Consider the following 26900-nt stretch of genomic DNA (forward strand, 5'->3'; position numbering starts at 1 on the left):
GCTTCCGGGATGACGGCAACAGGCCCTCAGTCCTCGAACTGCTCCCGCAAGATGCGCTCCTCAAGCCCCGTGCCGTGGTCGAAGAGGAGGGTCATGCGCTTCTTCTCCTCGATCCTTACGGTGACGTCCGTGACGTTGCGCACCTCGACGTTGTCCGCCGTCGCCGCGCAGCTCCGGAAGTCCGGGTCCTGCACGTGGAAGGTGACCTCGGCGTCGTAGGGGAGGAGGGCGCCGCGCCAGCGCCGTGGCCTGAAGGCGCTGATCGGGGTGAGGGCCAGGAGGTTGGCGTTGATCGGCAGGATCGGTCCGTGCGCCGACAGGTTGTAGGCCGTGGACCCTGCAGGGGTGGAGAGCAGCACGCCGTCGCAGATGAGCTGCCCCATCCGGGTCTCGCCGTTCACCTTGATGGCGATCCTCGCCGTCTGCCGGGTCTGACGGATCAGCGAGACCTCGTTGATGGCCATGGCCTCGTGGGTCTGGCCCTTCATGTCGGTGGCCCGCATGAGGAGGGGGTTGATCACCGCCCGGTCGGCCATGCCGATCCGCTGGGGCAGGCTCGCCACCTCGCCGAGGGGGTTCATCAGGAAGCCCACCGTGCCGCAGTTGATGCCGTAGACGGGCTTCGAGTGCTCCATGCTGTCGCGCAGAACCTCTAGCATCGTGCCGTCGCCGCCCAGCGCCACGATGTAGCGCGCGTCCTCCGGCTCGCTCTGCCCAAAGGCCTCGGTGAGGGAGGCGAGGGCCGACTGCGCCTCGGGGCGGTCATTGGCGATGAAGGCGATCTCGCCCGGCTTCGGTGGGTCACGGCGCATAGGATGAGCCTTATCGGTGTTGGCGCGCGGGTCAAACGGGGGATCACAGGGAGGGGTCTGGTCCTAACCCGTGAGCCTGCTACGGGGGCGCGATGACGAGACCTTTGAAACTGATCCAGATCGGCGCCGGCTCCATGGGCGGCGCGCTTCTCAAAGCCTGGGCCGAGGGCGACCTCCTCGATAAGGAGGGCTCCACGGTGGTGGATCCGAGGCCGAGCGTCGAGACCGAGACCCTCTGCCAGGACAGCGGCATCGCCCTCAACCCCTCCGCCGATCACGCCTACGATGTCTGCGTGCTGGCGGTGAAGCCGCAGCAGTTCCCTAGCGTCCTGCCGCAGCTCTCCTGGCCCTCCTTCGGCGAGACGCTGTTCGTGTCGATCGCGGCGGGGACCACGGCCGACGAGATCGCCATGCTGCTCAAAAATCAGGCCGACAGCCCAAGGGTTCTCCGCGTCATGCCGACCCTGCCCGCCAAGGTCCGCCGGGGGGTCAGTCTCCTCGCCAGAAACCCCGCGCTCTCCGCCGAGGACGAACAGATCGGCGAGGCGATGATGCGCGCCGCTGGCGAGGTGCACTGGTGCGCCGACGAGGAGGAGCTCGACCGCCTGATGGGCGTGACGGGCTGTGCCCCGGCCTTCTTCCTCCGCGCGGTGGAAGGTCTGGCGAAAGCTGCCGAAGAGGAGGGGACCTCCCCCGAAGCGGCGTTGGCCATGGCGAAGGAGACCTTTCTCGGCACCGCCGCTCTTCTCGACGCGGACGGCAGGAGCCCCTCGGCCCTCCGCGAGGCAGTGACCAGCCCCGGCGGCACCACGGCGGCGGGGCTCGCCTCCTTGGAGGAGGACGGCTTCGCCCAGAGCCTTCCCAAGGCGGTGCGGGCGGCCTACCGAAGGGCCAAAGAGCTGGCGGGCGCGTGAAAAGGCTGGCGGCTCGCGGCGAGCCTCTTTAAGGACGCTGTTCGATGACCGGCATGATCGTCACTGCGCGTCACGGGCGCCCCAATGTTGACCGCAGCGTGAAGATCACGGCGCGGGAGTACGGCTTCTGGTGGGCGAACTACGACAAGACCGGCCTCGCCCCCGATCAGGAGCCGCCCCAGAGCCTCATCGACATCGCCTCCGAGGCGGAAGTGGTCCTCTGCTCGACCATGCCGCGCGCCATCGAGACCGCCGATGCCGTCACCGACGGCGCCCGCATCATCCCGCGCGATGCGCTGTTCGTCGAGGCGCCCCTGCCGCCGCCGCCTTTCTTCCCCGACTTCATCCGCCTGACCCCCACCACCTGGGGGGTCATCAGCCGCACCTTCTGGTTCATGGGCTACGCGCCCAAGGGCACGGAGAGCCATTTCCGCGCCCAGCGCCGGGTGCGACGGATCATCAAGCGTCTGGAGCAGGAGGTGATGGCGGCGGAGGGCGACGTTCTTCTCTGCGCCCACGGCTATCTCAACTGGATGATCCACAACGTGCTGACCCGCAAAGGATGGCAGCTCGTCGAGCACAAGGGCGGCAACGACTACTGGTCCCACCGTGCCTACCGCCGCAAGACCAAGGGCCGCGCCGAACCCGTAGGAAAACTGGCCACCGAATGACCAACAAGAACCACGCCGACGTCGCCAAGCTGTCCTTCGAGGACGCCCTCAAGGAGCTGGAGCAGATCATCTCCAAGCTCGAAGGCGGCGATGTTCCCCTCGAGCAGTCCATCGACCTCTATGAGCGCGGCGCCGCCCTGCGCAGCCATTGCGAGAAGACCCTCGGCGCCGCACGAGAGCGCATCGAGAAGATCGTCGAGACCAAGGACGGCGTCACCACCGAGCCCGCCAGTTTCGATTGACGTAGCACGGTCACACTTGCTCGAACTTTCGCAGAAGCCGCCGTGTTGCAGCGTTAGCCCGCGGTTCATGTAGCTTGCGATAAGGTGTCGAACGTCTTAGCTCTAGCCGCTATGACTGTTGCGACCCCCCTCCTCGACCGCGCGTCGACGCCCGCCGATCTCCGAAAGCTTGAAAAAAGCGAGCTTCAACAGCTCTGTGACGAGCTGCGGACGGAGGTGATCGACGCGGTCTCCACCACGGGCGGGCATCTGGGGTCGGGGCTCGGCGTGGTCGAGCTGACGGCGGCCATCCACTACACCTTCGATACGCCGCGTGACCGGCTGATCTTCGATGTCGGCCACCAGTGCTACCCGCACAAGGTACTGACCGGGCGCCGCGACCGCATCAGGACCCTCCGCCAGAAGGACGGCCTCTCCGGCTTCACCAAGCGCGCCGAGAGCGAGTACGACCCCTTCGGCGCGGCCCACGCCGCCACCTCCATCTCTGCCGCCCTCGGCATGGCCGTGGCGCGGGACCTCAAGGGCGAGGCCGACAAAGAGGCTCCAGAGCAGGACGACCGCCGGGTCATCGCGGTGATCGGTGACGGCTCTATGTCGGCGGGCATGGCCTATGAGGCGCTCAACAATGCGGGCGACCGTGCGAGCCAGCTCACGGTGATCCTCAACGACAACGACATGTCCATTGCCCCGCCCGTGGGCGCCATGTCGGCCTATCTTGCCCGCGCGGCCTCGTCTGGCAGCTATCAGGGCTTCAGGAACCTCGCCAAGCAGCTCACCAAGAACCTGCCCAAGCGGATCAAGAACCTCGCCGCCAAGGCCGAGGAGTACGGCCGCGGCATGGTCACCGGCGGCACCCTCTTCGAGGAGCTCGGCTTCTACTATGTCGGCCCGATCGACGGGCACAATCTCGACCACCTCCTGCCGGTGCTCGAGAACGTCAAGAACATCACCGACGGCCCGGTCCTCGTCCATGTAGTCACCGAGAAGGGCCGCGGCTACAAGATGGCCAAGGACAAGGGAGACAAGCTCCACGCCGTCTCCAAGTTCGACGTCATCTCCGGCGAGGAGGTCGCGAAGAAGTCCAACGCGCCGAGCTATACGGGCGTCTTCGCCGAACAGCTCATCAACGACGCCAAGCGCGACGAGAAGATCGTCGGCATCACCGCCGCCATGCCGTCGGGCACGGGCATGGACAAGTTCATGAAGGCGTTCCCCGACCGGACCTTCGATGTCGGCATCGCCGAGCAGCACGCGGTGACCTTCGCCGCGGGGCTTGCCGCCGAAGGGATCGTGCCCTTCTGCGCGCTCTACTCCACCTTCCTGCAGCGCGCCTATGACAGCGTGGTGCACGATGTGGCGCTCCAGAACCTGCCGGTCCGCTTCGCCATGGATAGGGCGGGGCTCGTGGGTAATGACGGCGCCACCCATGCCGGTGCCTTCGACACGGCTTACCTCGGCTGCCTGCCCAACATGGTGCTGATGGCCGCCGGTGACGAAGCCGAGCTTCAGGCCATGGTGCACACGGCAGCGCTCTATGACGAGCACCCCATTGGCTTCCGCTTCCCCCGCGGCGAGGGCCTCGGCGTCGATCTCTACGAAGCCGATAAAGTGCCGGAGCTCGAGATCGGCAAGGGCCGTATCCTGAAGGAAGGTAGCACGGTCGCGCTTCTGTCCTTTGGCGGACGGTTGGGCGAGACCCTCAAGGCAGCCGACCTTCTGGCCCAGCGTGGCCTCTCCGCGACGGTAGCCGATGCGCGCTTCGCCAAGCCGCTGGACGAGGACCTCATCCGTAGGCTGGCGAAGGAGCATGAGGTCCTTCTCTGCGTCGAGGAAGGCTCCATCGGCGGCTTCGGCTCCTTCGTGCTGGAGTTCCTGGTGCGCGACGGTCTTCTCGATCAGGGCCAGCTCAAGGTCCGCACCATGCACCTGCCGGACGTCTACCAGGATCAAGCCTCACCGAAAGAGATGTACGAGGAGGCCAAGCTCCAGGCCGAGGACATCGCACGCCAAGCGATGATCGCCCTTGGTCAGCAGGAACTGGCCGCCGACGTTACGGCCTAAGGCTGGCTGATGCGCCTCGACCAGGCGCTGGTGGAGAGGGGCCTCGTCCCCTCCCGCTCCCGCGCCAGGGACCTGATCTTGCAAGGCCAGGTCATCGTCGGAGGGCGGACGGCTTCCAAGCCCGGTCAGAAGGTCGGCGACGACGACGAATTGAGCCTGTCGCCTGAAGCCCACGACTATGTCAGCCGAGCGGCGCTGAAGCTCGAAGGTGCACTGAACACCTTCCCCGTCGACCCTATGGGCCGTGTGGCCGCCGACATCGGCAGCTCCACCGGCGGTTTCACCGAAGTCCTGCTGCGTCGCGGCGCGGCCAAGGTCTACGCCGTCGATGTGGGCACGGCGCAGCTTCATGAGAGGCTGCGTTCGAACGAAAGAGTCGTGAGCCTGGAGGGGCTGAACGCCAAGGACCTGACGGCGGCGCACGTTCCGGATCGGCTCGGTCTGATCGTCTCGGACATCAGCTTCATCAGCCTTCTGAAGGCGCTGCCGCCTGCATTGGCGCTAGCTGAAGAGGGTGCTGACCTCATCACGCTCGTCAAGCCGCAGTTCGAGATGGGCCGGGAGGTCATCGGCAAGAACGGCGCCGTGCTGGCCAGCCATGCCGAGCAGCGCAGCTTTATTCAGGAACGGATTGTTCCTGGACTGCAGAAGCTGGGCTGGGAGGCCCAAGACCTGATCGACAGCCCCCTGCTCGGCGGCGAGGGGACGAAGGAGTTTCTGCTTCATGCAGCGAAGACGACCGCCTAAGCGCCGGAACCGTAAGGCAGAGCTACGTGAGCTGACAATCGACAGCTTGGGAAGCGACGGTGAGGGCAGGGCAGGGGGGCTGTCCGTACCCTTCGCGCTTCCTGGTGAGAAGGTCGTAGCGGAGGTTACCGGTCGCCGGGGCGTGGTGCGGGAGCGTTCGGCGACCTCGCCCGCTCGCGCGCAGCCCCTATGCCCCCATTTTGGGCTGCCGGGGGACGGCTGCGGCGGGTGTACGCTGCAGCACCTAGGCGCCTCCCTCGCCCAAGAGCTCAAGGAACGCCGCCTACTGGACAGTGTGAGGACGGTCTTTCCCGACGCAGTGCTCGCTGGCGTCCATACCTCTCCGCCTCGGAGCCGTAGGAGAGCGAAGTTCTCCGTGACCGTAGAGGCCGCCGGGTTCAAGCAGCTCGCCGGTCGGCGGGTGGTGCCGTTGGAGGAGTGCGCCGTTCTGCACCCTGATCTCTTCGCGCTCCTGCGCCCTCTGCGCGGGCTGGCCCGATCGCTCGGAACGGGCTTTCAGGCGGAAGCGACCCTGGCGGCGAACGGCACCGATCTGGCGCTACGCACGGAAGGGTTGGAAGTAGGGCCAAGCGAGCTGGCCACGCTTTCCGCTTACGCCGAAGAGCATGATCTGGCTCGGCTGGCGCTGGACGGGCTACCCGTGAGCGAGCGGCGCGCGCCTTTCGTCGAGTTTGGGGGTGTTCCCGTTTCTCTCCCGCCGGGCAGCTTTCTCCAGGCCACTGATGCCGGCGAGAAGGCGCTACAAAGAGAGGTGCTGACAGCTTGCAAGGGGGCGGGAAGAGTAGCCGACCTCTTCTCGGGGCTCGGCACGTTCGCCCTGCCCCTCGCCGGGGGAGCGGAGGTGATTGCCGCCGATAGCGAGGGTAGCGCTACGGATGCCCTGTCCCTGGCAGCTCGGCGCGCCGGACTGCCGGTGACGACCGAGGCCCGCGACCTCTACCGCCGCCCGCTTCAGGCGAAAGAGCTGGCCGTGGACGCTGTGGTCTTCGATCCGCCCCGCGCGGGGGCTGGGGAGCAGGCGGCGGAGATCGCCAAGGCCCGCCCCGGCACGGTGCTGGCGGTGAGCTGTAACCCGCAGAGACTCGCGCGCGACCTCAGGCATTTCGCTGCGACCTACGACCTCACGCGGCTGGTGCTGGTGGACCAGTTCGGCTGGTCGCCCCATATCGAGGGGGTCGCGGTCCTCAAGAGGAGATAGAATGAGCGTTGCAGCGATGATGAAGCGCCGAGCCGAGGATCTTCAGTACCGAGCGGCCTCCGCGGCGAAGGTCTCGTGGTACACGGCGTTCTACGTCATGGGCCGCCATATCGTCGGCCCGCTGACCAAGCCCGGCGAGGTGCCGAAACCCAGCCGGTTCGGCGGCGTCGATATGGGCGCGATGCGCAAGAGCTTCACCAAGCTCTTCGACAATGAGCGCCGCGATATCGCCGCGGGCCTCTACAAGATGCCCCGCGAGTTTACGCAGGCACCGAACCCGGCGGCATCCCTTCGCCGCGCAAAAGACTATCTCGACGAGGCGGGCAAGGTGACTCGCCGGGCCAACACACCGGGCGGCGGGGTCGAGGTGCGGGAGAGCGCACCCGACGGCCTGCCCGGCTACTACAAGCAGAACTTTCATTTTCAGTCGGATGGTTGGCTGTCCGAGCGCTCGGCACAGGTCTACGACACCCAGGTCGAGGTTCTCTTCACCGGCTCGGCGGGTGCCATGCGGCGGCGGGCGCTGGCCTTCATCGCCGAAGAAGTCGCTCGTTTGAAGGCGGCGGGGCGTACGGAGGAAGACATCAGCCTCGCCGATGTAGCCTGCGGCACCGGACCGCTTCTGGCCGATATCGCCGACAACTTCCCCGCCATGCCGATCACCGCCGTGGACCTCTCGGAGCCCTATCTGGAGGCGGCCAAGCGCGCCGTGGCGGGCAGGGGGCGGGTCTCCTATCTCGCAGCCCCCGCGGAGAAGCTTCCGTTTGCAGACGGCTCGCTCGATATGCTGACCACGGTCTATCTCTTCCACGAGCTGCCGCCCAAGGTCAGGCGCGAGGTGGCGGCGGAGATCGCTCGGGTGTTGAAGCCTGGCGGTCTCTACGTGCATCTCGACAGCGTTCAGTACGGGGACACGTCGATGGACCTTCTCTTGGAGAGCTTCCCCAAAGCCTTCCACGAGCCCTACTACGACAGCTACGCCAAGGAGCGGCTGGAGAAGCTGTTCGGCGAAGCCGGGCTGGAGCTGGAAGGCACGAAGATCGGGTTTCTCAGCAAAGCTTCGGCGTTTCGAAAGGGTTAGCAGCCCCCTCCGCCCTCCGGGCACCTCCCCCACCAGTGGGGGAGGGAAACAGAACCACCGGTTGCTCTCTTTTTCGCTTCCCCCTCCCCGAGGGGGAGCTGCCGGTAGGCTGAGGGGGAGGCGCTACCCCTCCATCATCCTCAGAGCGATCTGTGCCGAGGCCACGGCTTTGTCCCGTTCTCCCTGCCAGCCCCGCGCTTCGACGAAGGCGATGCGACGGCCGACCCTTTGGACGGCGACAGACACTTCGAGGTCCTGATCCCGCGAGCCGCGCAGATAGCTCGTATGCACGCTGATGGTGCGGCAGGTGGCGGGCTGGGGCGAGCGGGAGAGGACCTCGAGCGTTGCCGCATACTGAAGGAAGGCGGAGATCACCCCGCCGTGCAGCGCACGGATCACCGGGTTGCCGATATGCGCCTCGTCGAAGGTGAGGCGGTAGAGGTGCTCGCCCTCACCGAGGCTCACCTTCGTGCCGAGCCACGCCGCCATGGCCGAGCCTTCGGTTAGGGCGACGGCCTTCGCGACGGTCTCGTCACTGGCGTCCAGAAGATCACGCTTCATATGCGGCTCACCTGTGCCGAGCGGGTGCCGACCATGAAGGTACCTGCAGCCGTCGCGAGAAGCGTTCCGTCCTCGGATGTCGCCTTGCCGCGAACGATGGACACATCGTCGGCGATGCCCTCGCAGATTGCCTCGCAGATGACGTGCCTGCCCGCGACGGCGTGGTCGTAGGTGTCTGTCTGCAGGTTGATGGTGGCGAGGGGCTGGAACTCCTCGAGCGCGGCCCAGGTCGCCATGCCCATGATGGTATCGAGGAGGATGGTCATCAGCCCGCCATGCACCCGATCGCCATCGAGGAAGGTCTCGGTCGGCGTGACCCGGATCAGCAGCTCGCCGCGCCCCACCCGCAGGGGCTTCGGCGCCATCTGGGTGAAGAGGGGGTGCTCGTTGGTGAAGGCGGCCTGGATGCCCTGAAAAGCCTGGGCGATCCCTGGCGCAAGGGGTTCGGGGTTCGACATGGCTTCAGCCGCGCTCCCGCATCTTCTGCTCCTCGTGCTGGATGCCCCAGCCGATGATCTGGCGCCAGAGGGCCTCGGCGAGGGAGGAGGGCACGCCCTTCTCGTCGGCGCGGGTCTTCACCTTGTCGATGACCTCCTGAATGCGCCAGGGCACGGTGGCCTCCGCGGGATCGCTCTTGAGCTGCCAGGCCCGGTCCACATAGCCCCAGCGTTCAGCGAGGAGGTCGATCAGCGAGGCGTCCAGGCGGTCGATCTCCGCCCGGACCTCGTTCATGTCGCGGCAGTCCTGCGGTTTCATCTCGCTCCCCTCCTACGCCCCGGTCAGGTGGCGTGATGCGTCTGTACCTCCGACCCTCGTTCCATGGTCTGGTGCACAGGGCAACGGTCGGCGATCTCCAGAAGGCGTTTTCGCTGCTGCTCGTCAAGATTGCCCTCGAGGGTGATCTTGCGAGTGAAGTGGTCGCGTTTGGGGGTGTGGTCCATAGCCTCCTCCACGTCGGAGGCATGGCGCTTCTCGTGATCCACCTCGACGGTGACCCGGTCGAGCGGCACCTTCTTGAAGTCCGCATACATGCGCAGGGTCATGGTGGTGCAGGCGCCGAGCGCCGCGCAGAGATACTCGTAGGGGTTCGGCGCCGAGCCCATGCCGCCTGGAACGGATCTGGGCTCGTCGGCCATCATCAGATGCGGCCCGGCCTTGATCATGGCCTGGAACTTTCCCTGGCCGGTCTCCCGTACGGTGACGCCCATGGCCTCCTCTTCGGCCCCCTCGGCTTGGGTGGGGCCGTCGCCGATATAGCGCCTGGCCCAGGCGGCGATGACCTCGGCGGCGTAGACCGCATCGGCCTTGTTGGTGAGAAGGTGGTCGGCGGTGTCGAGGCTGACGAAGCTCTTCGGATGCTTGGCCGAGGTGAAGAGGCGCGTGGCGTTCTCGATCCCGACGGTGTCGTCGGTCGGGGCGTGGAGGATCAGAAGCGGGCGACGCAGCTCATGGGCCGACTTCTGCACGTTATGGGCGTCGAGGTCCTCGATGAACTGTTTCTGAATGGTGAAGGGCCGCTCGGCCAGGCGCACCTCGGCCTCTCCGTCCTCCATGATCTTCTGGAGGTCACCGCCGAACTGCTCCTTGATGTGCCCGACATCGGAAGGCGCAGCGATGGTGGCGACGGCCTCGACGTAAGGCAGCTTCGCCGCAACCGCGATCACCGCCGCGCCGCCGAGGGAGTGCCCCACCAAGAGCTTCGGTGCCTGGTAGTTCTCGGCGAGATACTGCGCCGCCCGCTCGAGATCGCCGAGGTTCATGGAGAAGTTGGTCGAGGCGAAGTCGCCGCCCGAGTTCCCAAGCCCCGTGAAATCGAAGCGCAGGACACCGATCCCCGCCTTGGTCAGCGCGGTGGCGACAGCGCGGCTGGCGGTCAGGTCCTTCGAGCAGGTGAAGCAGTGGGCGAAGAGGGCGAACGCCTTGGGCTTGCCGGTGGGAAGATCCAGCCTGGCGGCGAGCTCCGCACCGCTCGCGCCCTTGAATGTGGTCTTGGTGCCGTTGGCCATGGGGTCCTCCTCTTCGGGTTGGTCAGGGTTTGGCTAGGCGCCGAGCCCCGCGCCAGCTTTGGTTGCAGTGCTGCCATGTTCGCCGGACTGCAACCCGTGGTTTCCGCGGGGGGCGGGGACGCTACATCAAGCTCAAGTGATGGAGGCGGCGATGCTCAGGACCTTGCTGGTAGGAATGGCGGCGGTTCTTCTGACGGCCTGCGGCGGCGATCCCGAGGCGCCCGCGGGCCGCGAAGACCTGACCATCGCAGACTACCAGGGCGACTGGAGCGGTACGCTCGAGATCGCCGGGACGGAGCTTCCGCTGGTCCTGCATGTCGATCCTGATGCCGAGCCTGCCGTGACCCTGGACAGCCCCGCCCAGGGAGCGTTCGGCATTCCCGCCACCGAGCACGCCGTGGAGGAGGGGGCGCTGAGCGCCGCCTGGGGCTCGATCGGTGCCCGCTATCTCGGCCGCTTGAGCGAGGACGGCCTGATCGAGGGCGAGTTCGCGCAAGGCCCGATGACCTTGGAGCTGGTGTTCAGCCCCTATGAGGAAGGCGACGACGAGGTAACGCCCCCCGCCCGGTCCGCCAGACCGCAAGAGCCGCAGGGCGAGCTGCCCTACCGGGTGGAGGAGGTGGCCCTGGACGTCGCGGACGGCATCCAGCTCGGTGGCAGCTTGACCCTGCCCGAGGGGGAGGGGCCGTTTCCGGCCGTGGTACTGCTCACCGGTTCGGGCGCCCAGGACCGTGACGAGACGCTCCTAGGCCACCGGCCCTTCCTCGTGCTCTCGGACCGTTTGACGAGGGCAGGCATCGCCACCTTGCGGTTCGACGACCGGGGCATCGGCGCTAGCGGCGGCAGCCTGGCGGATGCTGATCTTAGTGACCTTGCGGCGGATGCAGCGGCCATGCTCGGCCTTTTGAGGGCGCGGGAGGACATCGGCGAAGTAGGGCTCCTGGGTCATTCCGAGGGCGGCATCGTCGCCGGGATGGTCCCTGCACTGAACGAAGCATCGCCGGACTTCATCGTCTCCCTCGCAGGTCCCTTCGCGCCGATGGGAGACATTGTGAACTACCAGGTGGAGGAGGGGCTCAAGGCTTCAGGCGCCAACGAGGCGGAGATCGAAGAGGCCATGACCCTCCAGCGCAGCCTCATCGCCGCCGCATCCGCCGAGGACACACCCGAGGCGGGCTGCGACGCGGCGTTGGTCATCGCCGAGCCCCGCGGTGTCGCCGAGGAAGCGCGGCAGCTCTGCTCGCCCCTCTTCCATTCCTATCTGAAGGTCGATCCGGCGGCGGGCTATGACGGTTACGATGGACCGGTGCTGGCCCTTTTCGGCAGCAAGGACACCCAGGTTCCGGTCTCCATGAACCTTCCGCTGGCGGAGGAGGCGCTGGCAGGAAACGAGGACGCGGTCATCCAGGTCGTCGATGGCGCCAACCACCTCTTCCAGACCGCCGGGACGGGGCGTGCGGAGGAGTACGCTGAGATCGAGGAGACCATGTGCGAGGACGTCATGGAGACCATCGCCGAGTTCATCAACCTCGCGGCGTCGAACTGATCCAGCCCCTGCCTATTTGATCGCCTGGTAGCGCTCCAGCGCTTCCTTCCGGCGCTGCGAGTGATCGACGATCGGCTTGGGATAGGTCTCGCCCAGGGTCACGTCCGCCTTCTTCAAGACGTCCTTCGGCGCGTCCCACGGCGCGTGGATATGCTTGGTTGGCATGTCCTTCAGCTCCGGCACCCAGCGGCGGACATAGTCGCCGTCGGGGTCGAACTTCTCCCCCTGGCTCACGGGATTGAAGACCCGAAAGAAGGGAGAGGCGTCCGCGCCGCAGCCCGCCACCCACTGCCATCCGGCGGTGTTGGAGGCGGGGTCGGCGCAGACCAAGGTGTCCCAGAACCACTTCATGCCGCGCTCCCAGTCGATGAGGAGGTCCTTGACCAGGAAGCTGCCGGTGATCATCCGTACACGGTTGTGCATGTGCCCTTCGTGCCAGAGCTGGCGCATCCCGGCATCGACGATGGGGTAGCCCGTCCGCCCCTTGGTCCAGGCCTCGAAGGCCTCGTCGTCCTTGTCCCAGTCGAACTCCTTGAACTTTCCCATCAGGGGCTCGTCCAGCATCCTGGGGAAATGGTAGAGGAGGCTGTAGCTGAAGTCCCGCCAAGCCAGTTCGGAGAGGTAGGACTGTCCGTGGGCCTCCGGTATCTCGCCGTCCTCGATCTTCTCCTGCATCTCGCGGTAGAGCGTGATCGGGGACGCCTCACCGAAGTGAAGGTGGGGCGCCATCTTGGAGGTGTCGTCGAGGTCGGGGCGGTTTCGGTGCTCGTCGTACTTCTCCGAGCCTTCGGACTTCAGCCAGTCGAGCCAACGCTTGCGCGCACCTCGCTCGCCGGGGGTCCAGACCTCTTCGAAACCCTCCGCCCAGTTGGGCTCGGTGGGCAGGAGGTCCCAGTCTTCAAGGTCGTCCGATGACGGAAGGCTGCCCGGTGTGTCGAGCTTCTGCACCTTGGGCAGCGGATCGCGGATGTCCCTCTGCTGCACCTGTTTCCAGTAGGGGGTGTAGACCTTGTAGGGATCACCGCTCTTGGTGCTGATCTCCCAGGGCTCGTTCAGCAGGCGCCCGTTGAAGCTCTCAACCTCGTAGTCCTCCGACAGCGCCTCCTTGATCGCCTTGTCCTGCTCCACCTGCCAGGGCATGTAGCGGCGGTTCCAATACACTGCCCCTGCGCTGAGCTTTTCGGCGACATCGGCAACCTGCTCTTCGGCATCGCCCCGGCGCAGGATGAGGGCGCCGCCGAACTTCTCCACGTCTTTCTGCAAGGCTTCGAGGGAGCGGTGTAGCCACCAGCGCTGCGCCCCGCCAAGTTTCCACTCGCCCGCAGTTTCATCGTCTAGCACGTAGAGAAGGGCAGTGGGCGCCCCGCGGTCGGCGGCGGCGCGCAGGGCGGGGTTGTCATCGAAACGCAGATCTTCGCGGAGCCATACGAGGCTGGGCTTGTCGCTCATAGCATCCATGTAGAGCGGCCGCGGGCGCCGTCCGCAACCGCGCACAAAAAACGCGGCCGAAGCCGCGTTTCTCGTTTGGGCTGTAGAAGCCTAGCTTACTTGGCTGTGCGCTGGCGACGGCGGAAGGCCGTCAGACCACCTAGACCAGCCAGGAACAGCGGCAGGGCCGCGGGGACCGGAACCGTGTTCTCGATGTTGGAGCCGGTGTTGAAGTTCAGGCCAGCGAGAGCGAAGTCGCCCGTGCCGTCATCGTCGCCCGAACCCGAGGTGAAGATGATCTTCGTCACATCACCGAGGGCCGCCAGAAGCTCGGGACCCTGGGCGAAACCGGAGCCGGTGCCTTTGGCCATCAGCGCGAACACTTCGTCGCTGAGCGTACCGGTGGAGGTTTCGAAGGTCACCACAGCGCTCTCGGCGCGATCTGCAGCCTTGGCGCTGTCGACATCGCCGAAGCCGACGTTGAAGAAGAGGTCGAGGAAGAAGGTCTCGGTGACGTTCACGGCGATGGCTGCGCCCTGACCGGCGGTGGTGCCGTCGTGGAAGGTGATCTCCACACGCTCGGAACGCTGAACGTCGATCTCGTCGTCGCCGATGCCGATGCCGTCGATGGCGGTATTGCTGCCCGTGCCGCAGGTCAGGCCAGTGTCGAGCGCGCCGTCGCAGTCGCCCTTGAAGCCCTCATTGCCGTTGACGGGATCGTTGAAGCCCTCGATCCGGATCAGCACTTGGCCGACCTGAAGGATGAGCGGGTTGTCGCCTTGCGGGTTCGGAACACCGTTATAGACGTCGACTTCGTCGACCATGGTGGTGTCGAAACCGAGATTGCTGAGGACAGTATCGTTGGTGAGGGTCTTCACCACGTCGTTGTCACGTTTGGTCAGGTCGAGGAGTGCAGCTTCGGCACCCACGCCTGCGAGAACTGCCACGGAGGCAGCGGCGGCAAGAATCTTTCTCATGTCTTGTACCTAAGGCTTGTGCGAACAAGCGGATCTGGACCCCCCAAATCCATCTTAAGAAGGTCGCTAACATTTTCGTGATCGTTGGGAAAGCCCTAATGATCGTTAACCCTATAAGTTTTTGCAGCACATCCTGAGGTTGAGTCGCAAGTCTTTAGAGGGTTGTCGAAGAGAAGGAACCCGCCTTTCCGAACTTCGCAAATGATAAGGCGGGCGTGCGAGTCGAGGGCATCCTCGTTCCGGCCTCCTGGCGAAGTTCGGCCTTTATTCGCCGGGCGCGCTCCGTTAACCCCGCTGGCCAAGCACGATTCCGAGGAGCCCTATGGCCCGCCGCCCGTCCAAACCCAAAACCGCGCCCCCTCCGCCGCCCGAGAACATCTTCGACGAGCCGATCACCGAGGCACTGTCCCAGCGCTACCTCGCCTACGCGCTCTCGACCATTACGGCGCGGGCGCTGCCCGATGTGCGCGACGGGCTGAAGCCGGTTCACCGCCGCATCCTCTATGCGATGAGGGGCATGCGTCTCGCGCCGACTGGCTCCTACAAGAAGTCCGCCAAGATCGTCGGCGAGGTAATGGGCAACTTCCACCCCCATGGCGACCAGGCGATCTACGACGCGCTGGTGCGGATGGTGCAGGACTTCTCCGTCCGTGTGCCGCTCGTCGATGGCCAAGGCAATTTCGGCAATGTGGACGGCGACAACGCCGCCGCCATGCGGTACACGGAAAGCCGACTTACGCCCGCTGCCGAGCTTCTCCTCGAAGGCATCGACGAGGACGCGGTGGACTTCCGCGATACCTATGACGGCGAGGGCAAAGAGCCGGTCGTTCTGCCTGCGGCCTTTCCGCATCTTCTGGCCAACGGTGCGGCAGGGATCGCGGTGGGCATGGCGACCTCTATTCCTCCGCATAACCCATCAGAGCTGATCGACGCGGCCATCCACCTTATTAAATCGCCGAACGCCCGGACGGAGACACTCCTAGGCCATGTGAAGGGGCCTGACTTTCCCACCGGCGGTGTCTTGGTCGAGCCCTATGAGAGCCTGGTCCAGTCCTATGAAACAGGCCGCGGCGGCTTCCGCCTCAGGGCACGCTGGGAGACAGAGGATCTAGGCCGAGGCCGCTACCAGATCGTCGTCACCGAGGTGCCCTATCAGGTCCAGAAAGCCCGCCTGATCGAGCGCATCGCCGAGCTCATCAACACGAAAAAGCTCCCCATCATCACCGATGTCCGCGACGAGAGCGCCGAGGATGTGCGCCTTGTGCTGGAGCCGCGCGCTGGCACCCTCGACCCCAACGCCGTGATGGCGGCGGTCTTCAGGGCGACCGATCTCGAGACCCGCTTCCCCCTCAATATGAACGTTCTGGGTGCTGACGGGGCGCCCCGTGTCATGGGGCTCAAGGAGGTCCTGACCGCCTTCAATGACCACCGGCGCGAGGTCTTGCAGCGGCGCACCAGGCACCGCCTGGACAAGATCGCCCAGCGGCTGGAGATCCTTGCGGGCTACCTGATCGCCTATCTCAACCTCGACGAGGTGATCCGCATTATCCGCTACGAGGACAAGCCGAAGGAGGAGCTGATCGCCGCCTTCGAGCTGACGGAGGTGCAGGCCGAAGCCATCCTCGATATGCGCCTGCGCCGCCTGCGCAAGCTCGAAGAGATGGAGATCAAGCGCGAGAACCGCGAGCTGAAGGCCGAGCAGAAGGAGCTGCGCGCGCTTCTCAAATCCGACGAGAAGCAGTCCGCCGCCATCATCGCCCAGCTCCGCGAGACCAAGAAGGCGTTCAGCGGCAAGGACGGGCTCGGTGCACGCCGTACGCTGATCGACGAAGCCCCCGAGGACGACGAGGTGAACCTCGACGACCTCGTGGAGAAGGAGCCGGTTACCGTGGTCATCTCCCAGAAAGGCTGGGTGCGGACCCTCAAGGGCCACACCGAGGACCCCTTGGTCATCAAGTACAAGGAGGGCGATAAGGAGCGCTTCGTCCTGAACGCCATGAGCCATGAGAAGCTCACGGTCTTCTCCACCGCCGGCAAGGCCTACACGCTGGCCATCCAGGATCTGCCGGGAGGCCGTGGGCAGGGCGAGCCCATCCGCCTGATCCTCAGCCTCCAGCCCGGCGAAGACGCGCTCTCGGTCATCACCCAAGGGGAGGGGCGGACCTTCCTTCTGGCCTCCTCCGCAGGCCACGGCCTCTTCGTGGAGGAGAAGGATACCGTCGCCACGACGCGCAAGGGCAAGCAGCTCCTGAACCTCTCGGGTGAGGCCGAGATGGTGGTGGCGCGCCCCAGCGAAGAGGGGCCGGGCGACAAGAGCTACATCGCCGCCGTCTCCTCGGCAAGGAAGCTCCTCGTCTTCCCCGCAGCCGGCGTGCCGGTGATGACCCGCGGCAAGGGCGTGGTGCTGCAGCGCTCGACCAAGGGTCAGCTCACCGATGCCAAGCTCTTCACCGCCAAGGAGGGCTTCACCTGGCTCGACCGGGCAGGTCGTGAGCAGTCCGAGCCCAAGTGGAAGGAATGGCTCGGAAAGCGCTCCGGGGCCGGTTCTCCGGTGCCCCGAGGCTTCCCGCGGAACTTAAAGCTGAGCTGAGGCGTTTAACCTGCTGGTCGGGCTGTGCCAGTATCAGGGACTTAGGGGAGGCGAATCACGCATGCGTTGTTGGATCGGTATAGGAGCGGCCTTGGCTGCGAGCAGTTTCGCACTGGCTTCGGCGCAGACGCCTGAGGAGATCGAGCAGTACAAGAAGATGACGATCTTCCAGGTGGGGCTCGCCACGGCGATCAACAACGAGCCCTATCGCGGCCTCGATGACAGCCCCACCATCCTGCCCGTGCCGTTCTACGTCTACAACAAGAACAACCTGACCCTGGCCGGACCCAACGTCTCCTACCGTTTCTGGCGTCCCCTGGACGTGCAGCTCTCCGCGGAGGGCCGCTACCGCTTCCAGAACTACGATGAGGACGACAGCCCGTTCCTCGAAGGCCTTGGCAACCGCAACGGTACGTTCGAGGTGGGCATCAAGGGTCAGAAGCGCATCAACCGCCTGAGGCTTCAGGCCCAAGCCATGACCGATGTCGCAGGGCAGCATGACGGCCACGAGCTTCAGGCCCAGGCCACCTTCGAGGTCGGCAACGGCCGCATGATCTCCTTCAGGCCGACCGGCGGGGTGAACTACCTCTCGCAGAACGTGGTGCACTACTATTACGGCGTGAACCCAGGAGAGGCCCGGCTGAACCTGCCCACCGGCGAGGGCGATTTCATGGACCGCACCGCCTTTCGCGGCGAGAGCGCCTTCGTGCCCTTCACTGGCGCCGAGGTCCGCATCCGCCTCTCCCGCCGCTTTGCCCTAAGCGGTCAGGTCAAAGCCAGCTTCCTGCCTGAAGAGATCACCGACAGCCCGATCGTCGGCAGCAGCACCAGAACCAGCGCCTTCATCGGCCTCAGCTACGGACTGTCAGGTCCGGGCATCAAGAAAGGCCAGTGGTGGTAGCCGGGCAGGGGGCGCACATACTCGCCGCCCCCGTGCCTGAGGCTCGTGCGTCCGTCAGGAACCGAAGCGGAGCTTGTAGGTCGCCATCACGCTGATGCCCCGGTAGTCGTACTCGGCCTCCGCGCCGGACCCCGAGGCCTCGAACCCCGTCGTGCCGAAATAGCTGATCTCGCCGCCCAGGGCGCCCGCGCCTAGGGGGAAGTCCGCACCGGCCTTGAGTTGATAGGCGAAGGCCCCGTCGAGTTCGATGCCGTCCTCATCGTCCCTGTCGATCGTGGCGTAGCCGATGCCGCCCCCGACATAAGGCGTGAACGCCGCCTCGCTCTGCAGACGATAGACCCCGTTGGCCATGAAGGCGACCGTATCGACCGAGCCGCCGCCTGTCTCGACCACGGCGTCCCCGCCGACCACGAAGCGGAAGCTGTCCACATCGCTCGAACGGTAGGTGATCTCTCCCTCCAGGGCGAAGGCCGGAGTGACATGGAAGCCCACCAGGCCACCGAACGCAAAGCCGCCGCCATAGTCGAACTCGCTGGTGGTCTCGATCGGCCCAAGGGCACCGGGAACCGTCACGTCGATCTCGTCGGCGAGGTTGGCAAAGTAGCCGCCGTGTAGCTGAACGTAAGGACCGGAGCCTGACTGTGCATGAGCGGCACTGGTCAGGAAAACGGCACTGCATAGCGAGATGAGAACGGGTTTCTTCACGGGTCGATCCTCTCCTGAATTGTTAGACAGCCTGGAAAGGTGACAATGGCGAGTGAGCCTCTGCAAGTGATGTTCGTCGCAAAAAGGCAGTTCTTCGGCGCGAACCGAGTTGATCACGCGCCAGCCGTAGGTCCCGCCCCACGCCTCGCCCGCATATTGCGCCGCACCCCGCCTTGGGGCACACGGCGCGGATGGCCAAGAAGAACAAAGTGCAGCGTCCCAAGGCTCGCAAGCCTCGGGGCTTTCCCGACCGCTCCGGTGCGGAGCTCGTTACCGAGCGGCTGATGCTGGAGCGGATCGCCGGCGTCTACCGGAGCTACGGTTTCGCCGAGCTGCAGACCCCCGCCTTCGAGTACACCGACGCTCTGGGCAAGTTTCTGCCGGATGTGGATCGTCCCAACGCTGGCGTCTTCTCGCTCCAGGACGATGACGAGCAGTGGCTTTCGCTTCGCTACGATCTGACGGCGCCCCTGGCCCGCTACGTGGCGGAGAACATGGACGCACTGCCTAGGCCCTACCGGCGCTACGCGGTGGGGACGGTCTGGCGCAACGAGAAGCCGGGGCCTGGCCGCTTCCGCGAGTTTACCCAGATCGATGCCGATGCCTGCTTCGCGCCTGCGCCCCACGCCGATGCCGAGATCATCATGATGTTCATCGACGCGCTCAAGGCCGCAGGCGTCGAGGATAGCGATGTCGAGATCAGGCTCTCCTCGCGGAGGGTGATGACGGGGCTTCTCGATGTCATCGGCGTGGACCCGGAGGATCAGGCGACCGCGGGCACCGTCCTTCGCGCCATGGACAAGTACGACCGTCTGGGGGCGGACGGTGTGGCGCTCCTCCTCGGCGAGGGCCGCAAGGACGATAGCGGCGACTATACGGAGGGCGCGAAGCTCGAGGCCAGGCAGATCGACCAGGTCCTGCGCTTCATGGAGGGCTCCGACATGGCGGACGCCTTCGCGGGCAATCAGGCAGGAACCGAGGGCGCCGAAGAGCTGCAAAAGATCGTCTCGACGCTGACCGAGCTCGGTTACGGCAACCGGGTGAAGCTCGACCCCTCGGTCATCCGCGGCCTCGACTACTACACCGGCCCCGTCTTCGAGGCGGCGCTGACCTTTGATGTGGAGAACGAGAAGGGCCAGGTGGTGCAGTTCGGCTCGGTGGGCTCGGGCGGGCGCTATGACGGCCTGATCGCGCGCTTCAAGGGCCAGGACGTGCCCTCGGTCGGGTGCTCCGTGGGCGTCAGCCGCCTTTTGACGGCGCTCGCGTCCAAGGCCGCCTTCGAGGAGGCGGACGGCCCGGTCGTGATCCTCGCCCTCGAAGAGGCCGAGATGCCCCGCTACCACCGCATGGCCCAGGCCCTGCGGGGGGAAGGCGTGGCGGCGGAAGTCTATTTGGGCGGCGCGGGCATGAAGGCGCAGATGCGCTACGCGGACAAGCGCGGCGCCTCGCTGGTGGTCATCGTGGGTGAGGACGAGCGCAAGGCCGGTCAGGTGACCATCAAGGACCTGCGCGCGGGTAAGGAAGCCTCCCAGAACATCGACAGCCGTGAGCAGTGGACCGAGGAGCGGCCCGGCCAGGAGACCGTGGGCGAGGGGAACTTCGTGGAAGCGGTCACCACGCGACTCGCCTAGAATGGACTTGATGTCCGCCTCTCCTCGTCTCGACCCCCGCCCGGTGATCCGCCGCCTGCCCCCCGGCGCGGTGAACAGGATCGCGGCAGGGGAGGTGGTGGAGCGGCCGGCTGCCGCCGTCAAAGAGCTGGTCGAGAACGCCCTCGACGCGGGCGCAACCAGCATTACCGTCGAGATCAGGGGCGGCGGCCGCGAGCTTCTTTCGGTGACCGACGATGGCTGCGGCATGGGTCGGGACGAGCTGTCCCTCGCCCTCGAGCGCCACGCCACATCGAAGCTGGTCGTCGGCGCGGGGGGCGAGGTGGACCTCCTCGCCATCGATACAATGGGCTTTAGGGGCGAGGCGCTGCCCTCCATTGCCTCGGTGGCGAGGTTCTCGCTGACCTCGCGCCGGGAGGGGGAGGAGGCGTGGTCCTTGAAGGCCGATGCGGGGCACTGCGAGGAGCCGCAGCCCGCGCCCTTTCCGGGCCGCGGGACGAAGGTAGAGGTGCGCGACCTCTTCTACGCGACGCCCGCCCGGCTCAAGTTCCTGAAGGGCGAGCGGGCGGAGACCACCGCCTGCGCCGACGTGGTCAAGCGCCTCGCCATGGCGCGGCCCGACGTCTCCTTCCGCATGGTGAGCGACGGCCGCCAGCGCTTCTTCTTCCGCGCCGAGGCGCTCGGCCCTGAGGGGCACCTGGCGAGGCTCGCCGCGATCATGGGGCCTGAGTTCGGCGCCAACGCGGTGAAGGTCGAGCTGGAGCGGGACGGCGTCACGCTCTCAGGTTTTGCCGGTGTGCCCACCTTCAACCGGGGGCTGCCTGACCGTCAGTATCTCTTCGTCCGTGGTCGTCCAGCGAAGGACAAGCTGATGGTGGGCGCGGTGAGGGGCGCCTATGCGGACTTCCTCGCCCGCGATCGCCATCCGCTCCTCTGCCTCTTCGTGGACATGGATAGCGGGGACGTCGATGTGAACGTCCACCCGGCCAAGACCGAGGTGCGCTTCAAGGACGCGGCCCTGGTGCGGGGCATGATCGTCAGCGGGCTGAAAAGGGCGCTGATGGAGGCGGGGCACCAGGCCTCCACCACCGTGGCGCAGCAGGCCATGGCGGCGGCCCATGCCCCTACGCCGCCTCGGCCTGAGGCACCGCCTTTGGCGGTGGGGCACTTCGCGGAGAGGCAGCAGAGCTTCGGTCACGCGACACCGCCGAGCGCTCGGCGCTACAATACGCCAGTCGCCAGCGTCCCTGTCCCGGAGGCGGAGGCGCAGCCCCTGCGCGACTACCCTTTGGGCACGGCGGTGGCGCAGCTTCACGACACCTATATCCTGTCCCAGACCAAGGACGGCTTCGTCCTGGTCGATCAGCACGCGGCCCATGAGCGGCTAGTCTATGAGCGGATGAAGAGGGCAGGGGAGGGCCAGCCGCCTTTGCGCCAGACCCTGCTCGTGCCTGAGGTGGTGGAGCTTTCGCAAGAAGAAGCCGAATTGATTCTAGGGCGCCGTGAGGCGCTGGAAGCCTACGGCCTGGTGGTCGAGGATTTCGGCGGCGGCGGGGTATTGGTTCGCGAGGTCCCGGCCATGCTCGGCAAGGCCGATCTTCCAGGCCTCATCCGCGACATCGCCTGCGAGCTCGAAAACCTCGGCGAGGACACCAGTCTGCCGGAACTTCTGGCGGAGCGCATGGGCAACCACGCCTGCGCCAACTCGGTCCGGGCGGGACGCCGTCTGAACACGGACGAGATGAACGCGCTCCTCAGGCAGATGGAGGAGACCCCCCATTCGGGCCAGTGCAACCACGGTCGCCCCACCTATGTGGAGCTGAAGCTGAAGGATGTGGAGCGGCTGTTCGGGCGGCGTTGACGATCAGCTCCCCTCTCCCGCTTGCGGGAAAGGGGTTGGGGGTGAGGGCGTTCTGAGCTCAGTTTTTCGTGGCAAGCCTTGTAGTACGGCTTCGCCGAAGCCCTCACCCGAAATCAGATAGATTTCGACCTCTCCCGCATGCGGGAGAGGTGACATCCCTATTGCCTCGTTACTCCAGCGCCTCCAGCACCGCCGCTGTGAACGCCGGAATGTCGATCNTGCGGGAGAGGTGACATCCCTATTGCCTCGTTACTCCAGCGCCTCCAGCACCGCCGCTGTGAACGCCGGAATGTCGATCCGGTTGCCTGCGGAATCGTACCCCCGCCGGACGATGACGGCGTTCCGCTCAGGGACGATCATTACCACCTGGCCTCTGTTGCCGAGTGCTGCATAGCTACCCTCAGGTACGCCGTCGAAGCCTTCGTAAAGCCAGAACTGCACGCCGTAGCCGCGGGAGGGGCCATCGCCTCTTCTAGGCGGCTGGCTGGGCGCTGGTGTGCTGACATACTCCGCCCACCCCTCGGGCAGGATGCGCTCCCCCTCCCAAACGCCGTCCTGCAGGTAGAGCTGCCCTAGCCGCGCGAGGTCGCGGGCGGTGGTCCAGACCTGGCTCGACATCACATAGTCGCCGCGCCAGTCGGTCTCCGGATAGGTGTGCAGCATGCCGATCTTGTGCAGCACCGCCTCGAAGGGGAAGCGTAAGTATTCGCTACGGCCTTCCATCCGCTCACGCAAGGTCAGCATGGCGAGCATGGTGTCATTGTTGGCGTAGCGCCAGCGCGTGCCCGGCGGCGCCTGAAGCGCGCCCTCGACCGCATGCTGAGAGACGAGGCCGCCGCCGAAATAGACCTCGTCGGTCCTGTTACCCGCAGGCTCGCTGTCGAGGCCTGAAGCCATGTGAAGCAGGTTCTCTAGCGTGATCGCCTGGCGCGGGTCGCCGGGGGCGGACCAGGCGGAGAGCCCGGTGGGCTGATCCGGTTCAAGGATGCCCTGATGGACAGCGGCGCCGATCACCGTGGCGGCAAGGGACTTGGCCACGGACCAGGTGCGCTGCGCAGTCTCGGGACCGAAGCCTTCCTTGTACTGCTCACCGACTAGCTCGCCGTCCCGGATCACCACCACGGCGCTCGTCGATCCGCCGAAGGCGCCGGTGACCGTCTCCTCGAGCACGCGGTCCAGCTCGGTGATCGCCGCCCTGCGAAGTTCGGCTCCCTCGCCTTGCGGCCACGGCTCATCACTCGCGGTGGGCCTCTCCAGCTCGATCCGAGGAAGAATGTTCCCGTTCATGCTGCCCGGCGGCAGGGAGGCGCAGCCCAGATGCTGGCGCCAGACGGCGATGCGGGGCGGCATGTCCTCGGCGAAGCGGACGGAAACGGTCTTCCGGGCGCGGTTCACCTTGGCAGCGGGGAGGGCGCCCACCGTCTCTTCATACCCCGGATAGATGCCGCGCAGCTCATCCTCCTCGATGGCCTCCAGCGACTTGCCGCCGCTGAAAAGGCCGGAGCAGACGAACTGGGCCTTGTAGCCTGCCGCCATGCTGAGGTCGCGGGATGTGGGCTCGGCGGTTTGGGCCTGAGCGGAAGCGAGCCCGGCTGCGAGAAGGACGAAAAGGATGCGCATAAAAGACTTCCGGTGGCTTGAGCGCAGTGAGCGGGGGCGAGGGCTCCTGGTCAACTCACGAGCTGCTTTCCATCATTTGGTACGGCGCTCACTTCTCCCGGAGGGAGAGATGGATCGGCTGCTTCGCCCTGTCCCCCCAAGCGCTGCCGCCGGCTCTTCCCACCCCGTGCGGGCTCTGTTAGCGGGCGCCTTCCGATCTTCTGGAGAGCCCTTCCGTGCCCACCGAGCAGGGCGTGCTGGCTGCGTTCATCGAGGCCTTCGTCACGCTGTTCATCGTCATCGACCCGATACTGGTCGCGCCCCTTTTCGCGGCGCTGACCCATGGCGACAGCCAGAAGGAGCGGCGCAAGACCGCCATCCAGGCGACGCTGATCGCCCTCGGCGTCTTGGTCTTCTTCGCCGTGCTCGGGCCGGTGATGCTCAAGCATCTGGGCATCGAGCTCGCCTCCTTCAGGGCGGCTGGCGGGCTTCTTCTCTTCCTCATCGGCTTCCGCATGTTCTTCAACCCGGACGAGGAGATCAACGCCAAGCGCCCCGGCCCGCAAGCCTCCGCGCGGGACAATGTCGCCTTCTTCCCTCTCGCGCTGCCCATGCTGGCGGGGCCGGGGGCCATTGCGACCGTCATGCTGCTGATGCAGGACGGCGCGCGTGAGTATGGCGACCGCGCCATCTTCGCCCAGGCGGAGGTGCTGGCAGCCCTCGCTTTGGTGCTGGCCATCGGCATCCCGGTGATGATGTCGTCCGGCGCCATTGCCCGCGCGCTGGGCCGGACGGGCATGAACATGATCTCGAGGCTTCTCGGCATGTTGCTTATGGCGCTTGCGACACAGTATGTCTTTGACGGCATCAGGGTTGGCATATTGGAGCGTGTCGGTAGTGGCTGACGGCGAGCTATTGGTCGGAGACATTGGCGGCACCAACGCCCGCTTCGCGGTATCGGCGCCGGACGGCTCGCTGCGGGACATTCAGGTGCTGCAGGTGGCTGCTCATCGCTCCTTCGACGAGGCGCTCTCCGCCTATCTGAACGGCCTGGAGAAGCGGCCCCGAGCCCTCTGCATCGCCTCCGCCGGAGCGCTTCAGGGCGATACCATCCACCTCACCAACGCCGCCTGGACCCTGGGCGAAACGGCGCTGGGCACCAAGTTCGGCTTTGCCGGGGTGAGGCTCCTCAACGACTTCCAGGCCCAGGCCCGCTTCGCCGGCGACATGACGACGGGCGAGGGGGAGGTGATCAAGGACGGCACGCCGGTGGAGGGCGCACCGGTCCTCACCATCGGTCCCGGCACGGGCTTCGGCCAGTCGCTCTTCGTGCCTGCCAAACCGCCCAGGGTGATCGCGACAGAAGGGGGCCACCGGCTGCTTCCTGTGCGCAACGACCGCGAGCTGGCCCTCTACGAGTTCATGGCCGAGCGGCTGGGCCACGAGCCCATCCTGGAGGACGCTCTTTCGGGCCGGGGTATCGCCAACCTCTTCGAGGCCTGCGTCCTGGCCGAGGGCAAGACCCCTGCGCCCACCGAACCGGCCGAGGTCACCGCCTCCGCGCTCAATGAAGAAGGCCCGGCGAGGCAGGCCGTCCTGTGGTTCCTCGATCTTCTGGCGCTGGCCGCCGCCGATGCGTGCCTCGCCACCGGGGCAAGGGGCGGGGTGGCGATCTCCGGCGGTATCGTGCCGAGGCTGATGCCGCTTCTCGACCGGAAGAGCTTCAGCGAGACCTTCGCGCGGCCCGGCATCCTCAAGCAGTACCTCTCGGACATCCCCGTGCGGATGGTCACCGACCCCTATGCGGCGCTGAGAGGCGCAGCCTGCCTCATGCGGGACACGCTGCGCTAGGAAGGGCCAGCCTACTCGTCCGCACCCTGCTCCAGCGGCTCGAACCGTCCCGGCGGGCCGGGGAACACCACCGGCGTTTCCGATCCGTCCGGCGCCACGGCGCTGACGCCGAAGAAGTAGTTGTCGACCACGAGGTTCTCGAATGTCCACTCATTGACCTCGCCGACGAAGCGGCTGTTCGTCCACTGAGGGTCTGTCGTCTTGCGCCAGTAGACCCGGTAGCCTGCGAGGTTGCGCCGTGCACGGCGGTTCTCGCCGCCATCCTCCCAGGTGAGCTTGGCCGAGGGCTGCACGGCGCCCTCTAGCTCCACGGATGTGGGAAAGGGCGGCGCGCCTGCGATGCCCGCCATGGTGAGGGCGTTGAGGGCCGTGGCGCGGGCGGCGAAGGGGCCGTCCACATACTCGATCGTGTCGCCGTAGTGACGACCGTCCTCGTTGCGGATGTCCTGGTGCTGACGGTCGTAGTGCTCATGGGTCTCCATGATGCGCACAGCGGGGATGCCGACTTCCGAGAAGGGGGTCTGGTGCCCGCCGCGCCCAAAACGGTCGAGGCGGTAGATCATCTCCGCATCGAGGTTGGGCAGGTAGTCCTCGGCCATGCGGTCGATGTAGCGGGCCAGGTTCCGAGCCGGGCTGTCCACCTCGCCGCCCCGGTAGCGGCGGTAGCGTGCGGCTTCGGGCGTTTCGTCCGCCCGCGTCCCTTCGGAGAAGACACGGATCGTGTTGTTCGCGACGACGCCGTCAATGCCGCCGATATTGCCGATCATGTCGTTGTTGAGGACGGCCTTGAGGTCCCAGCCCTCTTCGGTGGCGACCCCGGCCACGATGCGTCCGCCGAAGAGACCCTGCTCCTCGCCGGAGAGCCCAGCATAGACGATTGTACCGGGAAACTCGTACTGGGTGAGGACGCGCGCGGCCTCCAATACGCCCGCCATGCCCGAGGCGTTGTCGTTGGCGCCAGGCGCGTCGATCTCGCCGTCGAGCACGTCCGAGGCGCGGCTGTCGATGTCGCCGGACATCATCACCATGCGGTTCGGGTCGAGCCTGCCGCGCTGAATGGCGATGACGTTGACGATCTCGGTGCGCTCCGGGATGCGGCGCTCGCCCTCGACGAAGTCCGACACAAGCCGCACCTCGAGACACCCGCCGCAGTCGCGGCTGATCTCCTCGAACTCGGCGGCGATCCAGCGCCGGGCGGCGCCGATGCCTCGCTCGTCGCTCTCGGTCTCGGAGAGGGTGTGCCGGGTGCCGAAGCCCGCCAGCATGCCAATATCCTCCATGATCCGCGAGGACTGGGGGGCACCTGCGATCTCGTAGAGGCGCGCGACTTCCGAGGGCGGAGCGGCTTGCAGGAGGAGGGCGGCGGCGAGGGCGGTGGTGGTCAGCATGGTGGAGGGGTAGCTTCTTTTGCAAAGAGGCGGAAGGGCGGAGGAATCTGAGCGCCAGCACCTGCATCCGCCCACCTGTCCTGGCGGCGGCTGTGTGTGGTGGAGGCTGGAGCGGGCGGTACGTCGTCGC

24 protein-coding genes are annotated in these 26900 nt (G+C 66.2%); 14 read left to right on the forward strand and 10 right to left on the reverse strand.

Annotation, left to right across the window (positions count from 1 at the left end; genetic code table 11):
• Positions 1-26: 26 nt before the first annotated feature.
• Positions 27-812, reverse strand: a complete 786-nt coding sequence (locus tag NOG11_RS10050) for an NAD kinase (protein ID WP_256619623.1) — start codon at positions 810-812, stop codon at positions 27-29.
• 92 nt (positions 813-904) lie between these two features.
• On the opposite strand from NOG11_RS10050, the gene proC reads away from it, so the two are divergent.
• The 7 genes from proC (at position 905) to NOG11_RS10085 (ending at position 7747) form a co-directional block, all read left to right on the forward strand.
• A complete protein-coding gene (proC, locus tag NOG11_RS10055; protein WP_256619624.1) occupies positions 905-1726 on the forward strand; it encodes a pyrroline-5-carboxylate reductase in 822 nt (273 codons plus the stop codon).
• A 44-nt stretch (positions 1727-1770) separates the two neighbouring features.
• Positions 1771-2397, forward strand: a complete 627-nt coding sequence (locus NOG11_RS10060) for a histidine phosphatase family protein (protein ID WP_256619625.1) — start codon at positions 1771-1773, stop codon at positions 2395-2397.
• Positions 2394-2639 carry an exodeoxyribonuclease VII small subunit gene (locus tag NOG11_RS10065; protein WP_256619626.1) on the forward strand — a complete coding sequence of 82 codons (246 nt, stop codon included), beginning with the start codon at positions 2394-2396 and terminating at the stop codon, positions 2637-2639. Before NOG11_RS10060 ends, NOG11_RS10065 begins: the two co-directional genes overlap by 4 nt.
• Positions 2640-2750: 111 nt before the next feature.
• Positions 2751-4700: a 1-deoxy-D-xylulose-5-phosphate synthase gene (gene dxs, locus NOG11_RS10070; RefSeq protein ID WP_256619627.1), complete on the forward strand. Its 1950-nt coding sequence runs from the start codon at positions 2751-2753 to the stop codon at positions 4698-4700.
• Positions 4701-4709: 9 nt separating this feature from the next.
• Positions 4710-5447 (forward strand): TlyA family RNA methyltransferase, encoded by a 738-nt coding sequence (locus tag NOG11_RS10075; RefSeq protein WP_256619628.1) that lies wholly within the window; start codon positions 4710-4712, stop codon positions 5445-5447.
• The gene (locus NOG11_RS10080) at positions 5425-6666 is read left to right on the forward strand and encodes a class I SAM-dependent RNA methyltransferase (RefSeq protein ID WP_256619629.1); all 1242 of its coding nucleotides are present in this window, start codon (positions 5425-5427) and stop codon (positions 6664-6666) included. The genes NOG11_RS10075 and NOG11_RS10080 overlap by 23 nt, the downstream gene beginning before the upstream one ends.
• 1 nt (position 6667) lies before the next feature.
• The gene (locus NOG11_RS10085; protein ID WP_256619630.1) at positions 6668-7747 is read left to right on the forward strand and encodes a class I SAM-dependent methyltransferase; all 1080 of its coding nucleotides are present in this window, start codon (positions 6668-6670) and stop codon (positions 7745-7747) included.
• A 123-nt stretch (positions 7748-7870) separates the two neighbouring features.
• On the opposite strand, the gene NOG11_RS10090 is transcribed toward NOG11_RS10085, so the two are convergent.
• From NOG11_RS10090 to NOG11_RS10105, 4 genes are read right to left on the reverse strand one after another with little or no spacing between them, the layout of a single operon-like run.
• Positions 7871-8308, reverse strand: a complete 438-nt coding sequence (locus NOG11_RS10090) for a PaaI family thioesterase (protein ID WP_256619631.1) — start codon at positions 8306-8308, stop codon at positions 7871-7873.
• Positions 8305-8766, reverse strand: coding sequence for a PaaI family thioesterase (locus NOG11_RS10095; protein ID WP_256619632.1), 462 nt, complete (start codon positions 8764-8766; stop codon positions 8305-8307). The genes NOG11_RS10090 and NOG11_RS10095 overlap by 4 nt, the downstream gene beginning before the upstream one ends.
• Positions 8767-8770: 4 nt before the next feature.
• Positions 8771-9064 (reverse strand): chorismate mutase, encoded by a 294-nt coding sequence (locus tag NOG11_RS10100; RefSeq protein WP_256619633.1) that lies wholly within the window; start codon positions 9062-9064, stop codon positions 8771-8773.
• 23 nt (positions 9065-9087) lie between these two features.
• Entirely contained in the window at positions 9088-10314 is a 1227-nt protein-coding gene (locus NOG11_RS10105; RefSeq protein ID WP_256619634.1) for a bifunctional alpha/beta hydrolase/OsmC family protein, read from the reverse strand.
• Between the two features lie 151 nt (positions 10315-10465).
• Between NOG11_RS10105 and NOG11_RS10110 the strand changes: the two genes are divergently transcribed.
• Entirely contained in the window at positions 10466-11860 is a 1395-nt protein-coding gene (locus NOG11_RS10110; protein ID WP_256619635.1) for an alpha/beta hydrolase family protein, read from the forward strand.
• A 12-nt stretch (positions 11861-11872) separates the two neighbouring features.
• Here NOG11_RS10110 and NOG11_RS10115 read toward each other — a convergent pair whose 3' ends face one another.
• Together NOG11_RS10115 and NOG11_RS10120 are read right to left on the reverse strand one after the other, a co-directional pair.
• A complete protein-coding gene (locus tag NOG11_RS10115) occupies positions 11873-13309 on the reverse strand; it encodes a cryptochrome/photolyase family protein (protein ID WP_256619636.1) in 1437 nt (478 codons plus the stop codon).
• A 95-nt stretch (positions 13310-13404) separates the two neighbouring features.
• Positions 13405-14265, reverse strand: coding sequence for a VPLPA-CTERM sorting domain-containing protein (locus NOG11_RS10120; RefSeq protein ID WP_256619637.1), 861 nt, complete (start codon positions 14263-14265; stop codon positions 13405-13407).
• A 322-nt stretch (positions 14266-14587) separates the two neighbouring features.
• On the opposite strand from NOG11_RS10120, the gene parC reads away from it, so the two are divergent.
• Together parC and NOG11_RS10130 are read left to right on the forward strand one after the other, a co-directional pair.
• The gene (gene parC / locus NOG11_RS10125; RefSeq protein ID WP_256619638.1) at positions 14588-16855 is read left to right on the forward strand and encodes a DNA topoisomerase IV subunit A; all 2268 of its coding nucleotides are present in this window, start codon (positions 14588-14590) and stop codon (positions 16853-16855) included.
• A gap of 91 nt (positions 16856-16946) precedes the next feature.
• Complete coding sequence (locus NOG11_RS10130; protein WP_256619639.1) at positions 16947-17756, forward strand: MipA/OmpV family protein; 810 nt, start codon at positions 16947-16949, stop codon at positions 17754-17756.
• A 54-nt stretch (positions 17757-17810) separates the two neighbouring features.
• On the opposite strand, the gene NOG11_RS10135 is transcribed toward NOG11_RS10130, so the two are convergent.
• Positions 17811-18461, reverse strand: a complete 651-nt coding sequence (locus NOG11_RS10135; protein ID WP_256619640.1) for an outer membrane beta-barrel protein — start codon at positions 18459-18461, stop codon at positions 17811-17813.
• A 191-nt stretch (positions 18462-18652) separates the two neighbouring features.
• Between NOG11_RS10135 and hisS the strand changes: the two genes are divergently transcribed.
• The gene (hisS, locus tag NOG11_RS10140; RefSeq protein ID WP_256619641.1) at positions 18653-20092 is read left to right on the forward strand and encodes a histidine--tRNA ligase; all 1440 of its coding nucleotides are present in this window, start codon (positions 18653-18655) and stop codon (positions 20090-20092) included.
• Between the two features lie 10 nt (positions 20093-20102).
• Positions 20103-21932: a DNA mismatch repair endonuclease MutL gene (gene mutL / locus NOG11_RS10145; RefSeq protein WP_256619642.1), complete on the forward strand. Its 1830-nt coding sequence runs from the start codon at positions 20103-20105 to the stop codon at positions 21930-21932.
• A 249-nt stretch (positions 21933-22181) separates the two neighbouring features.
• Here mutL and NOG11_RS10150 read toward each other — a convergent pair whose 3' ends face one another.
• Positions 22182-23552: a serine hydrolase domain-containing protein gene (locus NOG11_RS10150; protein ID WP_256619643.1), complete on the reverse strand. Its 1371-nt coding sequence runs from the start codon at positions 23550-23552 to the stop codon at positions 22182-22184.
• Between the two features lie 215 nt (positions 23553-23767).
• On the opposite strand from NOG11_RS10150, the gene NOG11_RS10155 reads away from it, so the two are divergent.
• Together NOG11_RS10155 and NOG11_RS10160 are read left to right on the forward strand one after the other, a co-directional pair.
• A complete protein-coding gene (locus tag NOG11_RS10155; RefSeq protein WP_256619644.1) occupies positions 23768-24436 on the forward strand; it encodes a MarC family protein in 669 nt (222 codons plus the stop codon).
• Positions 24429-25382: a glucokinase gene (locus NOG11_RS10160; protein WP_256619645.1), complete on the forward strand. Its 954-nt coding sequence runs from the start codon at positions 24429-24431 to the stop codon at positions 25380-25382. Before NOG11_RS10155 ends, NOG11_RS10160 begins: the two co-directional genes overlap by 8 nt.
• Before the next feature lie 11 nt (positions 25383-25393).
• On the opposite strand, the gene NOG11_RS10165 is transcribed toward NOG11_RS10160, so the two are convergent.
• Complete coding sequence (locus tag NOG11_RS10165) at positions 25394-26770, reverse strand: M20/M25/M40 family metallo-hydrolase (protein ID WP_256619646.1); 1377 nt, start codon at positions 26768-26770, stop codon at positions 25394-25396.
• Between the last annotated feature and the right edge of the window lie 130 nt (positions 26771-26900).

The sequence above is a fragment of the Parvularcula maris genome (genome assembly GCF_024505085.1).
In the GTDB taxonomy this organism is placed as follows: domain Bacteria; phylum Pseudomonadota; class Alphaproteobacteria; order Caulobacterales; family Parvularculaceae; genus Parvularcula; species Parvularcula maris.